The 13,399-nt window shown below is 69.5% G+C and carries 12 protein-coding genes; 8 read left to right on the forward strand and 4 right to left on the reverse strand.

The features are described 5' to 3' along the window. Positions 1 to 164: 164 nt before the first annotated feature. Positions 165 to 1,013 (reverse strand): MerR family transcriptional regulator, encoded by an 849-nt coding sequence (locus tag ACFZDJ_RS52820; protein ID WP_390930424.1) that lies wholly within the window; start codon positions 1,011 to 1,013, stop codon positions 165 to 167. A 106-nt stretch (positions 1,014 to 1,119) separates the two neighbouring features. Next, positions 1,120 to 1,626, reverse strand: coding sequence for a glutathione peroxidase (locus ACFZDJ_RS52825; protein ID WP_101404487.1), 507 nt, complete (start codon positions 1,624 to 1,626; stop codon positions 1,120 to 1,122). Positions 1,627 to 1,737: 111 nt separating this feature from the next. On the opposite strand from ACFZDJ_RS52825, the gene ACFZDJ_RS52830 reads away from it, so the two are divergent. Next, positions 1,738 to 2,670 (forward strand): SMP-30/gluconolactonase/LRE family protein, encoded by a 933-nt coding sequence (locus tag ACFZDJ_RS52830; protein ID WP_391070295.1) that lies wholly within the window; start codon positions 1,738 to 1,740, stop codon positions 2,668 to 2,670. A 51-nt stretch (positions 2,671 to 2,721) separates the two neighbouring features. Here ACFZDJ_RS52830 and ACFZDJ_RS52835 read toward each other — a convergent pair whose 3' ends face one another. After that, the gene (locus tag ACFZDJ_RS52835; RefSeq protein WP_390930420.1) at positions 2,722 to 3,687 is read right to left on the reverse strand and encodes an ArsR family transcriptional regulator; all 966 of its coding nucleotides are present in this window, start codon (positions 3,685 to 3,687) and stop codon (positions 2,722 to 2,724) included. 103 nt (positions 3,688 to 3,790) lie between these two features. Here ACFZDJ_RS52835 and ACFZDJ_RS52840 point away from each other — a divergent pair, with 103 nt between their 5' ends. Together ACFZDJ_RS52840 and ACFZDJ_RS52845 are read left to right on the forward strand one after the other, a co-directional pair. Further along, the gene (locus ACFZDJ_RS52840) at positions 3,791 to 4,993 is read left to right on the forward strand and encodes an MFS transporter (protein ID WP_391070297.1); all 1,203 of its coding nucleotides are present in this window, start codon (positions 3,791 to 3,793) and stop codon (positions 4,991 to 4,993) included. A 161-nt stretch (positions 4,994 to 5,154) separates the two neighbouring features. Then, complete coding sequence (locus ACFZDJ_RS52845) at positions 5,155 to 5,997, forward strand: calcium-binding protein (protein WP_391070299.1); 843 nt, start codon at positions 5,155 to 5,157, stop codon at positions 5,995 to 5,997. Positions 5,998 to 6,091: 94 nt separating this feature from the next. On the opposite strand, the gene ACFZDJ_RS52850 is transcribed toward ACFZDJ_RS52845, so the two are convergent. After that, positions 6,092 to 6,775, reverse strand: coding sequence for a GntR family transcriptional regulator (locus tag ACFZDJ_RS52850; RefSeq protein WP_248296746.1), 684 nt, complete (start codon positions 6,773 to 6,775; stop codon positions 6,092 to 6,094). Positions 6,776 to 6,985: 210 nt separating this feature from the next. On the opposite strand from ACFZDJ_RS52850, the gene ACFZDJ_RS52855 reads away from it, so the two are divergent. From ACFZDJ_RS52855 to ACFZDJ_RS52875, 5 genes are all read left to right on the forward strand, one after another. Further along, entirely contained in the window at positions 6,986 to 7,720 is a 735-nt protein-coding gene (locus tag ACFZDJ_RS52855) for a rhomboid family intramembrane serine protease (protein ID WP_391070301.1), read from the forward strand. Between the two features lie 247 nt (positions 7,721 to 7,967). After that, on the forward strand, positions 7,968 to 9,143 hold the full coding sequence (locus ACFZDJ_RS52860; RefSeq protein ID WP_390930411.1) for an acyltransferase family protein: 1,176 nt from the start codon (positions 7,968 to 7,970) through the stop codon (positions 9,141 to 9,143). Positions 9,144 to 9,204: 61 nt separating this feature from the next. Continuing rightward, positions 9,205 to 10,002: a hypothetical protein gene (locus ACFZDJ_RS52865; protein ID WP_391070302.1), complete on the forward strand. Its 798-nt coding sequence runs from the start codon at positions 9,205 to 9,207 to the stop codon at positions 10,000 to 10,002. 199 nt (positions 10,003 to 10,201) lie between these two features. After that, on the forward strand, positions 10,202 to 11,590 hold the full coding sequence (locus ACFZDJ_RS52870; protein ID WP_384907989.1) for a S8 family serine peptidase: 1,389 nt from the start codon (positions 10,202 to 10,204) through the stop codon (positions 11,588 to 11,590). A 263-nt stretch (positions 11,591 to 11,853) separates the two neighbouring features. Further along, on the forward strand, positions 11,854 to 13,350 hold the full coding sequence (locus ACFZDJ_RS52875) for an FAD-binding protein (RefSeq protein ID WP_390930407.1): 1,497 nt from the start codon (positions 11,854 to 11,856) through the stop codon (positions 13,348 to 13,350). Positions 13,351 to 13,399: the final 49 nt, after the last annotated feature.

A 13,399-nucleotide genomic window follows, 5' to 3' on the forward strand; every position in this document is an offset into this window, starting at 1 on the left:
CCGATCCCCCACCCACCCCGGCCCGCGTCCTTCAGCCCGTCCGGCGTTTGAGGACGAGGCCGTTCAGGCCGATCGGGGGTCTGGGGGCGGAGCCCCCAGGTTGAGGATGGGACGGGTAGGGGCGGCGGGGGCGAGAACCCCCGGTGCCCGCCCCCGCCCACGGCTCACTTCACCGGAAACGCCACGTCACACACCGCGTCCTGCGGCCCCGCCGCATCCCAGTCCGCGAAGTACACCTCCCGGCAGGGACCGTCGTACGACAGCCCCCGCTCCCCGATCCACGCCTCGACCGCCTCGAACGCGGCGATGATCTGCGGATGAGCCACCTGCGCCTTGGTGATCCGCGCGTACGCGAGCCGCCGCGCCGGCTCCACCCGCACCCCGATCCCCGACGCCCGCCCCCGCTTCTCGGCCCACGCCCGCGCAGCCTCCTCGTCGGCGACCGGCACGCACGACTCGGCGGGCCCGTCGCTCTCCATGCTGACCTCGGCGTAATAGACGACGAAGGGCGAGCCGGTCGTCCCGCCGCACTCCCGCGCCCCGTCCTCCAGTCGCCCCAGCGAGGCCGGAATCCAGACCGGCAGCTCATCCGCCAGCGTGTGCCGCTTCTCCGTCAGCACCACCCGCTCCGGCACATCCACCGTCTCGACCACGAACTTCCCGTACATGTCGGTATTCCTCCCTGACAGCCGTCCACGGAGGTACTCGGCGAGCGTCCGCTGCGAAGCGAACCGGGCCTCGGCATCCGCCCAGTACGTGGCGAGGAGCACCGCGCCCTGCGCCGCCCCGGCCTCCACCACCTCGGCGATCCGCGCGAGCGGCATGTCGAGCTGCCGCAGCAGCGCGACCAGGCGGGCGCGCTCGACCTGGTCGGCGCGGTAGTAGCGGTATCCGCTGACCTCGTCGACGTGGGCCGGAGCGAGCAGTCCGAGCCGGTCGTACAGCCGAAGCGCCTTCGGCGAGAGCCGCGCGCGGGCGGCGAACGCGCCGATCGTGAGCAGTTCCTGTTGCACGAGCCCATCCTCCGTCACCGGGAGCCTTCGGCCCGGTGACAAAGGACGCTGCTCCCTGCCCCAGGGGCAAGGTCAACCAACCGCTCTCAAGAGCGGGAACCCGCAGTTACGCGAGCGCCTTCTCCACCGCCGCCACGACCTCCGCCGACTCCGGCTCGGTCTGCGGCGAGAACCGCGCCACGACGTCTCCACCCGGCCCGATCAGGAACTTCTCGAAGTTCCAGCGGATGTCTCCGCTGTGGCCCTCGCCGTCGGCGGTGTCCACAAGACGCTGGTACAGCTCGTGCCGCGCGTCCCCGTTGACGTCGACCTTCTCGGTCATCGGGAAGGTGACGCCGTAGGTCGCGGAGCAGAACTCGGCGATCTCCTCGGAGGTGCCGGGCTCCTGCCCCATGAACTGGTTGCAGGGCACACCGAGCACGGTGAAGCCCTGCCCCGCGTACTGCTCGTGCAGCCGCTCCAGCCCCGCGTACTGCGGGGTCAGCCCGCACTTGGAGGCCACGTTCACGACGAGCACGGTCTTGCCGCGGTACTGCCCGAGGTCCGCGGAGCCGCCCTGGAGGGAATCGATCTGGACGTCGAGCACGGAACTGCTTGAACTGTCAGTAGTCATAAACGGATGCTAACTCCGCTTGATGTCGCCCCGGCCGCCGCCCGTCGTCCGCCCCGCATCCGCTCAGCGTCCGCCCGGCCGGGTCCCGCTCCGCTCGGTAAGGTCGCGAACGTGACCACAGCGAACACGATCAAGGGCATCTACGAGGTACTCGACGACCGCTTCGTCACCGGCCGCTGCACGAACGGCGACGGCAGGCTGGAGGTCCTCCACGACGGCTCCCGCTGGGCCGAGGGCCCGCTGTACGTGCCCGCCTGGCGCCAGCTGATCTGGAGCGACATCCCCAACGACCGCATCCTGCGCTGGGACGAGCCCACCGGCACGGTCGGCGTCCTGCGCACCCCCGCGGGCAACAGCAACGGCAACACCCTGGACCGCGAGGGCCGCCTGATCAGCTGTGAGCAGGGCAACCGCCGGGTGACCCGGACGGAGCACGACGGATCGGTCACGGTGCTCGCCGACCGTTACGACGGCAAGCGGCTCAACAGCCCGAACGACGCGGTCGTACGGTCGGACGGTTCGGTCTGGTTCTCCGACCCGGACTTCGGGATCCTGAGCGACTACGAGGGCCACCGGGCCGAGTCGGAGATCGGCGCGTGCCACGTCTACCGCCTGGACCCGGGGACCGGCGAGGTACGGCTCGCCGCGGACGGCTTCGACGGGCCGAACGGCCTCGTCTTCTCGCCCGACGAACGGCAGCTGTACGTCTCCGACTCCCGCGCCGCCCGCATCCGGGTCTTCGACGTCCGCGACGACGGCACCCTCACGAACGGGAAAACGTTCGCGGAAGCAAAGAGTGGTGTCCACTTCGACAACATCCGCTTCGACGACGAGGGCAGGCTGTGGGCGGCCGCCCTGGACGACGGGGTGCACTGCTACGACCCCGACGGCACCCTCATCGGCCGGCTCCTGGTCCCCGAGAGGGTCTCCAACATCACCTTCGGCGGCTCCAAGAACAACCGCCTCTTCATCACGGCGTCCACGTCCTTGTACTCGCTGATGATGTCGGTGACCGGCGCCCCCCGCATCCAGCGGCACCGGTAGATCGGCACACCGCCGCCCCGCGGCACTCGCTCCGTCCGTCCTCCACCCGTCCTACTCCCGCTGGGCCTTCACGAGTACCTCCCCGGCGGGCGTACGGGAGTACAGCACCGACCGCCCGGCCCGCCCCCTTTGCACCAGCCGCGCGTCCAGCAGCACCTTCAGATGGCGTCCGACCGAGCCGAGACCCTGCCCGGTCAGGGCCACCAACTGGGTCGTGCTCATGGGGGAGTCGAGGAGGACGAGGACCCCGGCGCGGGCGGGTCCGAGCAGCGCGCCCAGACTCTCCGGCACGACCTCGGGACCGGTGTCGGCGAGCACGCCCGAGCAGGGGTAGACGACGGCGTACCGGTCCGGCTCCTCCCATGACACCCAGCCGTGCCGCTGCGGTGTGATCGGTACGAACACCAGCTCGGCGCCGGAGATCTCGCGTGGCGGGTACTCGTGGAGATTGACCTGCAGCCGGTTGTCGCCGAGCCAGCGCGTACCCGGCCGCAGCGCGTCGAGGGCCGCCGCCCAGCCGCCCTGGCTCAACTGCGCGGTCCGGGCGACGACATCGGCCTCCAGGACGCGCCGCCGCCGGTCCCAGTAGGGGCGTACGGCCTCGGTCCAGACGTGGGTGAGCAGGTCCGCGGCGCGCTCCGGGAGGTCGTCGCGGTGCAGGGCGGCGGGCAGCGGCCCTGCAAGGGAGACGCCGAGATGGGCCCGCGCGTCCGCGGCCGACGCCTCCCGCACCCGGGCGACCTCCTCCTCGAAGTCGGCCTCGCCGCGCGGCGTCGGTGTCAGGAAGTCGGCGATCCAGTTCCGCCCGAGCCCGGACCGTATGAGCAGCGCGGTGACGGGGTCACCGGACAGCCGTCTTCTGTACGCGGGCAGATGGGCGTCGAGCCAGGCCCGCTCCCCAGGGTGCGCTGCGGTCCCCGCGTGCAGCAGCTCGACGGCGGCGAAGGTCTCGGCGAGCGGGGAGAGCACGAAACGGGTGCGGGCGAGGGTGTCGGCGTTGATCTGCCACCAGCCCATCCGCATCTCCCGCCGCTTCTCTCTCGCCGTCCATGGCCCTGTGTGGTTTCGCTCCTGCGCGAAACAATAACGACCACGCCGGGCGCCATCCGAGACTCCGCGCATGCGCAGCTACTCCGACCTTTTCCGCACCCGGGAGTTCACCCCTCTCTTCCTGTCCTCCGCGCTCAACTCGGCGGCCTCGACGATCGGCGGCCTGGCCGTCGGGACGCTGGTGTACAGGGCGACGGACTCGCCACTGCTGTCGGCGGTGAGCATGTTCGGGCCGCAGCTCGCCCAGGTGGTCGGCGCGACCACCCTGCTGTCGGCGGCGGACCGGCTGGCGCCGCGCGCCACGATGACGGGCATCGCCCTGTCCTTCGCCGTCGGTACGGCGGTGGTGGCGACGCCGGGGCTTCCGGTCCGGGCGCTGTTCCTCCTGATCTTCGTCCTGGGGCTGGTCTCGTCCCTCGGCGGCGGTGTCCGCTGGGGTCTGCTGAACGAGATCCTGCCCAAGGACGGCTATCTGCTGGGCCGTTCGGTCTTCAACATGGCGAACGGCCTCACCCAGATCACGGGTTACGCGACGGGCGGCGTCCTGGTGGCGGTGCTCTCGCCGAGGATCACACTGGCGGGCGCGGCGGCCCTGTATCTCGCGGCGGCGCTGGTCACCCGCCTCGGCATGACCCGGCGGGCGCCGAGGGCCACCGGCCGCCCCTCGATCGCGCAGACCTGGCGCACCAACGCGCTGCTGTGGTCCTCGCCCCCGCGCCGGACGACGTATCTGCTCCTGTGGATCCCGAACGGTCTGATCGTCGGCTGCGAGTCCCTGTACGTGTCGTACGCCCCGGACCGGGCGGGTCTGCTCTTCGCCTTCGCGGCGTTCGGCATGTTCGTCGGCGATGTGACGACGGGCCGTTTCATCCCGCCCGCGGTCCGCGGCCGCCTGGGCATCCCGTTCCTGCTGCTCCTGGCGACGCCCTACCTGCTGTTCGCGCTGCGGCCGGGGGTGGCGGTGGCGGCGGGCGCGGTCGCCCTCGCCTCGGTCGGCTTCGGAGCGAGTCTGATCCAGCAGGAACGCCTGATGGCCCTGACCCCGGACGAGCTGAGCGGGCACGCCCTGGGACTGCACTCCTCGGGCATGCTCACGATGCAGGGGGTGAGCGCGACACTGGCGGGAACGGTCGCCCAACTCACCTCGCCCGGAACGGCGATGACGGTGATGGCGATCACATCGGTCGCGGCGACGCTGCTGATCTCGGGCCCCCGCCAACGCCCGGAAGTATCCACACCACAACAGAAGCAACCAGAAGTGAACTCCCTCTGAACCCCAAAAGGTTGTGCGACGGCAGCCACAACTCCCCCTCGGAGGACGTCGTCGAACGGGGTGACCACACGCGCACAGACATACACACAGACATACGCGCGGACCTCATCGGCCCCCAGGGCCCCGTTGGGCCCATCGGGCCCCGTGGAGGAGAACCGACCATGTTCAGTCGCCGCATCACCGCTCTGCCGAGGGCGCTGGCGCTCGCCACCGCCGCCGTGGCCGTAACCGTCGCCGCCCCCGCGGCACACGCCGCGCCCGCCAAGAGCGCGGCCGCGGTCGTCGTCGGCCAGAAGCTGTACTACACGGCGGCCGCCGGTCAGACGAACCATCTGTCCATCTCCTGGGCGCTCGGCGCGACCGACCCGGATTCCCAGCTGAGCGACTTCATCTACACCTTCGACGACACCGTCAAGATCTCCCTGGGCGCGGGCTGCGTCCGCCCGGCCGGCGGCGACGACACCAAGGCGGTCTGCACGGTGACCGAGCCCAACACCTCGGCGTCCGACCTCGACTCCCTGATCGTCGACCTCGGAGACGGCAACGACACCGCGACGACCAGCAACACCAGCGGCGGGTACACGAGGATCTACGGCGGGCCGGGCAACGACACCCTGACCGGCCACGGCGTCGACGTCCTCTACGGCCAGGGCGGCAACGACCGGCTCTCCGGCGGCGGCGGGGTCTACGACGAGGGCGCGAACGGCGGCGCGGGCAACGACACCCTCGTCAACTGCAGCGCCGAGTGCCATGGCGGCGCGGGCGACGACAGCCTGTCGGGGACGAGCGGCGACAACTCCCTGTTCGGCGACGACGGCAACGACAAGCTGTACGGCAACGCGGGCCGCGACCTCCTCCAGGGCGGCCGCGGCAACGACACCCTGTACGGCGGCGCGGGCGACGACAAGCTGTACGGCAACAGCGGCGACGACGTCCTGCACGGAGGCGCCGGCAAGGACTTCCTGTCCGGCGGTGCCGGCCGCAACAAGACGTACCAGAACTGACCCGTTCGCGGGGTGGTCGGGCGGGCGTGAGGAACGCCGGCCCGACAGGCTCTCGGTCTCCCCCGGGGCCGAGAGCCTGATCGTCCCGCTGAGGTCAGGCCTTGCCCGTCCCGGACCCCTCGACGGCGCGCAGGGCCTCGATGACGCTGGCCACATGAGCGCGGGCGGCCGCCTCGGCGCGCTGCGGATCACGCGCGGCGATGGCCTCGACGAGGGCGAGGTGTTCGCCCAGGGAGACCTGGGGGCGCCCGGACTGCAGGGCCAGCCGGAACTGGTGGCGGACGATCTGCGCGTTCAGGCGGGTGAGGAGTTCGGCGGCGGTGTCCTGGCCGGAGATGTCCCTGACGAAGTCGTGCAGTTGGCGGTTGAGGTCGGAGTACTTCAGGGGCTCGGCGGCCTGGACGGCGGCGCGCAACTGCTCCCCGAGCGCGAGGAGTTGTGTGCTCTGCGCATCGGTGACCCGTTCGGCGGCCTTGGCCGCGCACAGCCCTTCGAGCACCATGCGGCACTCGTAGATCTCCACCGCCTCGCTCACGGACACGGTACGGACCCGGGCACCGCGGTTGCGGATCCGCTCCACGAGACCGTCGGCGGCGAGATCGACCAGCGCGGCCCGCACACTGGCCCGCGTGACATCGAACTGCTCGGCCAACTCGGCCTCGACCAGGCGCTGTCCCGGCACCATGTCACCGGCGAGGATGGCCCTGCGCAGCGCGACGAGGGCCTGCTCCTTGGCCGCGGCGCCGCTGCCTTTGGCACTGCCGGTAGCTGGGGACACGTACGTACTCCTTCGGTCTCGAACTCCTGGAGCGCCTCGGGCTTCCTCGAGCTCTCCGCTCTCCTGGGAGATGGTTACCGACCGTAGGATGGGTACACAAAATCGTCAACAATCTGGCCCCGGCAGTTGGGATCCGGGCCTGGTGGCTGCTGGCATTCTGGGGGTGTGGTCGTGGAGCGGATGCGGATCCGCCGGGGAGGGGAGCGTGCCATGGGCGGGGCGGAGCGGGATCGGGTCGGTACGGGGCCGATGGGTCCCGAGCGGATGATCGCGGAGGCGCGGAAGGCGTTCTTCGTGATGTTCGGGTTCCTCGCGCTCGTCTGGCTGGCGCAGCTCGCGAACTTCGCCGACCACTACGCACTCTCGCGGGACTACGGAGTGGTGTCCGGCGACATCGGCACGCTGCCCAACATCCTCACCGCACCCTTCCTGCACTGGAACTGGGCACACATCGAGAGCAACTCGGGACCGCTGTTCGTCTTCGGATTCCTGGCCGCCTACCGAGGAGTGGTCCGCTTCCTCGGGCTGAGCCTGCTCATCGTGGTGACCAGCGGTCTCACGGTCTGGTTCCTCGAGCAGGGCAACGTGGACACGGTCGGCGCCAGCGGCCTGATCTTCGGGTACTTCGGCTATGTCGTGGTACGCGGGCTCTTCGACCGGCACCTGATCGACACGCTGATCGGTGTCGTCATGGCGGCCTCCTTCGCCTACATGCTCACCGTGGCGGTGCCCGGGACGCCGGGGGTGAGCTGGCTGGGACACCTCGGCGGCCTGGTCGGCGGCCTGGTCGGGGCCTGGCTCTTCCGGGACCGACGCCCCCGGCCCGCCAAGGACACCCACTCCGGCGGCGGCACCGGCCCGACCACCCGCGGCGCCCTTCAGCCCCGCGCCGACAACCCGCGCGCCGACCTCCACAAGGAACTCGGCGACCTGGGCCTGCTCTAGGCCCTGTCGTCAAATTCCCGGCGCAGAGCCCCGCCCTCGCCTGTCTGTCTGCCCGCTGATCCGCGAGACACACATCCGTGGGCCTCGGCGGCGCCGTCATCCACCCTGAAGCGCACAAATCCGGCAACCTTGTCATTTGGCCGTCGGGCACGTGATCGGGGGCTTCTGCGGCCTGTCCGCAAAAGAAGGACGACCCTGGAACGGGGGACGCATGACCCAGGCGGATGATCGCAGGGGACTGGCCGGCGTGGCCACGAGACAGGGGCTCGAGGCGGCGGTCGTGGAGGAGGCGCCGTTGCCGCAGGCGGCCCCCGCGCCACGGGTGATCCCGGTCAGGCCGGGCGCCCGCAAGGACCGGCTCGCCGCGTTGGACGGGCTGCGATTCCTGGCGGCGCTGTCGGTGGTCCTCTTCCACTTCGTCGGCCAGACCCCCGGGGCGATGGTCGTCGTCTGGGGTCTCCCGTACCGGAGCACCTTCCCGGAGGCGCACGGCTACTTCGCCTTCGGACGGCTCGGCGTCGACCTGTTCTTCCTGATCAGCGGCTTTGTCATCTGCATGAGCGCATGGGGGCGCACCCCGCGTGACTTCTTCATCTCACGCGTCACCCGTCTCTACCCGATGTACTGGATCGCGATCGTGGTGTCGGCGTGCGTCATCTACTTCGCCGACACCCCGTTCGGGCACCCCAACCCGCGGGCGCTGTTCGCGAACTTCACGATGTTGCAGACTCCGCTCGGTGTGGCCAACCTGGATCCGGTCTACTGGACGCTCTGGCCGGAACTCTGCTTCTACCTCACGTTCGCGGTCGTGGTGTGGAAGGGCCTCACCCACCAGCGGGTGGTGATCTTCTGTGGGTTGTGGACGGTCGCCGCGGTGCTGGCGCCCAGCGCTCACATCCCGCTGCTCACGCTGATCGTGAACCCGACGTCCGCCCCGTACTTCATCGCGGGCATGGCCTTCTACCTCATGCACCGCTACCGGCCGACGCCGCTGCTGTGGGGGATCGTCGCCATGTCGTGGCTGCTGGCGCTGCACTTCCTGCTGGCGCCCCACGGCGGCCGCGTCAACTGGGCCACCTGGTCGCCGTGGCGCGGCTGGCTGATCCTCGTGACCACGGTGTTCTTCCTGCTGATGGGCGCCATCGCGCTCGGCGGGACCCGCCGGATCCGCTGGCGCGGGCTGACCGTCGCGGGCGCGATGACCTTCCCGCTGTACCTGTTGCACGACACGATCGGAATGACCGTCACCCACCACTACGGCCACCGGATCGACCCCTCGGCGCTGGTCGTGGCCACGGTGACCGCTTTGATCGTCCTGTCGTACCTCGTGCACCGCTTCGTCGAGCGCCCGATCGCGCTGGCCATGCGGCGCTCGCTGAACACCGCCGCGTTCGGCCCGCAGCCGCCGACGCCGCGCTCTTGACGGGTAGAGTTCGTCTCTTCGCCGGGTCCCCCCTGGTGGAGTCCCCGCGGTAGGTCGTGCCATGGCCGTTTCTCCTGACCTCGATCCGTACGCACGGTGGCGGCACGCGCTCGCCGAGGTCGACCGGGTCTTCGCGTCACCTCCCGGACTCGACAGCCCGGTGGACGGCTGCACTTACTGCACTCCGGAGTCGGAGCTGCGCATTCTCGGTGGCGATCCCGCCGACGTATCGGACGATCTCCTCGGACACTTCATGCGTGAGGTCGCCAGCCACTGGGACGCGGACCAGTACGTCGTCCTGTGGCGTCGTCTCATGCCGCGTGCGCTGCGCTGTTGGGGGCCGGAGGGCCACGGCACCGATCCGTCCGCGGAAATCGGCCATCTCGGCCGGGACGGGGCCGGGTTCGTCGACTGGCCGGCGCCCGAACGTGCCGTGGTGGAGGAGGCCTTCCGCGCGCTGTTGGCCATGGCTCTGGTCGACGGTCGGTCTCCCTCGGACATCTCCGACCTCTTGGTGGGAATCGCACAGGCGACGGGCGAACTGGAGCCGTGGCTGGAGCACATGGCCGAGCTCTCCGGTTCCGAGGCGGACGCCGGGCTCGTCCGCCTCGGCCTCGACTGGGCGACCGAACTCCTCTGGGAGGAGTTCCGGTTCACGTGGTGGTACGACGGCGACCCCCAGGTGATCGCCGCCTGGCTGCCCATCCAGCGAGGCCGCATCGCCGCCTTCGCCACGCGGCATCCGCGCTGCAAGACCGCGGCGGACGCGTTGATCGCGCTCGACCGACTCGAAGCCGGTGACCACAGCCCGTGGCTGTACCCGTACGGCATGAAGGAGCTCCTCAGGCAGGCCCCATGAGCAGCCTGTGAGAGCCGTACGGGCGTCGGCTTCGTCCGCGCGCCACGAATGTGCTGGCCAGGCAGGAAGTTCGCACCGGAGGTGCTGTTTGGGTAAAGGGTTCGGCATCGACAGTTCAATGGTCTTGTCCTGTGCATGTCTCACTCGATGAGATGCACGGAGACCACTCCGTGCAACTCAGGACCACCCAGGGGGATTCATGTACATATCCCGTACCGGGCGCGGTGTCGCGGCTTCCACGGCCGCCACCGCCGCCCTCGCCGTCGCCGCGCTGGCGACCGCTCCGCTGGCCGGCGTCACCACCGCCGCACCCGCCGCCGTACCGCACACCAAGGCTGTCCCGGCCATCGCCGGGCACACCCTGGTCCGCGACGTGGCGAGCCCGCTCTCCAGTGAGCAGTGCCAGGCCAAGTGGCACATCGCCTGTTACAACCCGCTCCAGTACCGCACCGCGTACGACCTCAACGCGCTGTACCGGAAGGGCATCACGGGCAAGGGGCGCACCATCGTCATCGTCGACTCGTTCGGCTCCCCGACGATCCAGCACGACCTCGACGTCTACAGCAAGCAGTTCGGTCTGCGCAGCACCAAGGTCAACGTGGTCAAGTGGGGCAAGGTCCCCGTGTTCGACCCCAAGAACTCGGACATGACCGGCTGGGCCGGCGAGACCACCCTCGACGTCGAGATGGCCCACGCCGTGGCGCCCGACGCCAAGATTGTCCTGGTGGAGACGGCGGTCGCCGAGACCGAGGGCGTCACCGGTCTGCCGGAGATGATGGACGCCGAGAAGCACATGATCGACCACGGCGTCGGCGACGTCATCAGCCAGAGCTTCGGCGCCACCGAGGACACCTTCCCCGGTTTCGACAAGGGCGACTTCTCCAGCATCAAGAAGCTGCGCTACGCCTTCCAGGACGCGAACCGCAAGCACGTGACCGTCCTCGCCTCCTCCGGCGACGGTGGCGCCACCGACCTGAAGGCGGACGGCAAGACCTACTACAACAAGCGCGTCAACTCCTGGCCCTCGTCGGACCCGTTGGTCACCTCCATCGGCGGCACCCAGCTCCACCTGGACGACAAGGGCCGGCGCGTCAAGCCCGACAGCGTCTACAACGACTACGGCTCGGGCGGCGGCGGTCAGTCCCACGTCTTCACCCGCCCGGCCTTCCAGAACGGTGTGAAGAACGTCGTCGGCGCCCGCCGCGGCACCCCGGACGTGTCGCTGGCCGCCGCGGTCAACGGCGGCGCCTGGATCTACTCCAGCTACGACCCGACCGCCATCGGCTGGGACGTCACCGGCGGCACCAGCGAGGCCAGCCCGCTCTTCTCGGGCATCATCGCCCTCGCCGACCAGGCGGCCGGCCACCGGGTGGGCAACATCAACGAGGCGCTGTACGCCCTCTCCCAGCGCGCCGCCCACCACGACAAGAGCACCGGCATCGTCGACGTGAACGACGGCACGAACAACAGCTACGAAGGCGTCACCGGCTACAAGGCCGTCAACGGCTACGACATGGCCACCGGCGTCGGCACCGTCGACGCCCTCCGCTTCGTGCCCGCCCTCGCCCGGGCGAGCCACCGCGGCTGAGTTGCCCCTGAGAATTGCCCCTGAGACGGCCCGGGTTCCACACCCGGGCCGTCCGTCTTTTCATCTGTAGAAATTAAGTCGGTGGATTCAGGCTGAGAGGATCGAAATACTCGAAATTGGCGGCAGACTGATTCATGCCCGCTTGCACATATCTTCCTTCGGAATACCGCCATCTTCCTCGATTAGCGTGTCGGGCAAAACGGCCATGGTCGCCCTTGTTACTGTGCGGACCCCAAGGGCTTTCCATACAAGGGATACAGACCATGCACGATTATTCTCGTCGCGGCCTGCTCAAAGCGACGGCGGCTGCAGGCGCAGGCGCGGTGGTTCTCCCGGGCATCGCGGCCGCGGAAGCCCCGGGCGCGAGCGCCGCGACCGAAGGGGCCGAAGGCGCGAAATGCAGGCCGGCGACTCTGACCGGCCGCATCGTCCGTCCCGAGAACCCCGGGTACGCGAGTGCGAGCCTGGGTTGGGACGAGTACTTCGCTCACTATCCGCTGGTCATCGTCTTCGCCCAGAACACCCAGGACGTGGTCAACGCCCTGACGTGGGCGCGGCAGAATGACGTCGCGCTGCGGGTGCGGAGCGGCCGCCACAGCCTCGAGGGCTGGTCGAACGTGGACAGCGGCATCGTGATCGACGTCAGCGAGTTGAAGTCGGTCCACATCGACACCGCCTCCCGTATCGCGACGGTGGGGGCCGGGCTCAACCAGTTGGAGGCCGTGACCGCGCTCGCGAAGAAGGACCTCGCGGTGACGACGGGGACAGAGGGCAGCGTGGGCCTGTCCGGTGCGACGCTCGGCGGCGGTTTCGGCTTCCTCACCCGCTACCTCGGCATGGCCTGCGACAGCCTTGTGGGGGCCGAGGTCGTCGTCGCGTCGGGCGCCGAGTGCGCCAAGGTGGTCAAGGCGGACCTGAACAACAACCCGGACCTGCTCTGGGCGCTGCGCGGGGCGGGGAACGGCAACTTCGGGATCGTCACGTCACTCACCTACAAAGCGGCTCCGCTGAAGAGCGTCACTTATGTGCAGGCGACGTGGGAGGGAATCGGGGACCTGCACGGGGTCTTCGACGCATGGCAGCGCACGGCACCGACCGCCGACAACCGCCTCGGAACCCAGGTCGAGATCCACAGAAACCAGATCCTGCTGTTCGCGGTCCTCGCTGAAGGATCGCCGGAAGAGGCGAACGAGTTGCTGGCCCCGATTCTGTCGGTCGGCGATCCCCAGGTCTCGGTGCAGGTGGGTAACTGGGGCGACGTGTACGCGGGATTCCAGATTCCGACCGCGGACGAGCCCGCGAACTGGAAGTTCTTCTCGCAGTTCACCAGAAAGCCGTTCCCGAAGGAAGCGATCAGCCTGATCGCCTCATTTATGCAGGACGCCCCCACGGATGACAGCAACTTCTTCACCCAGGCCTTCGGCGGGGCGGTCAGGAAGAGCCCCCGCGGCGGCACCGCGTTCCCGCATCGCGACGCGCTCTTCTACTCCGAACCCGGCGCCGGCTGGGGGACTCGGACAGGACAACCAGGCGTCTGCGACCCTCTCACCCCGCAGGCCCAGGCCTGGATCGCCGCGTTCAGCCAGGCACTGCGGCCCTACGTGAACGGCGCCTACGTCAACGTGCCGAACGTCGGAATGCAGGACTGGGAGACCGCCTACTGGGGATCCAACTTCGACCGGCTGCGCAAGACCAAGGCGAAGTACGACCCCCGCAACGTCTTCCAGTACGAGCAGAGCATCCCGCCCGCGTTCTGCTGACCGGAACAACGGAATGGGCCGGCCCCGGAGGAAACCCCCCTGAGCCGGC

This window comes from Streptomyces sp. NPDC007896 (assembly GCF_042959425.1).
Classification (GTDB): domain Bacteria; phylum Actinomycetota; class Actinomycetes; order Streptomycetales; family Streptomycetaceae; genus Streptomyces.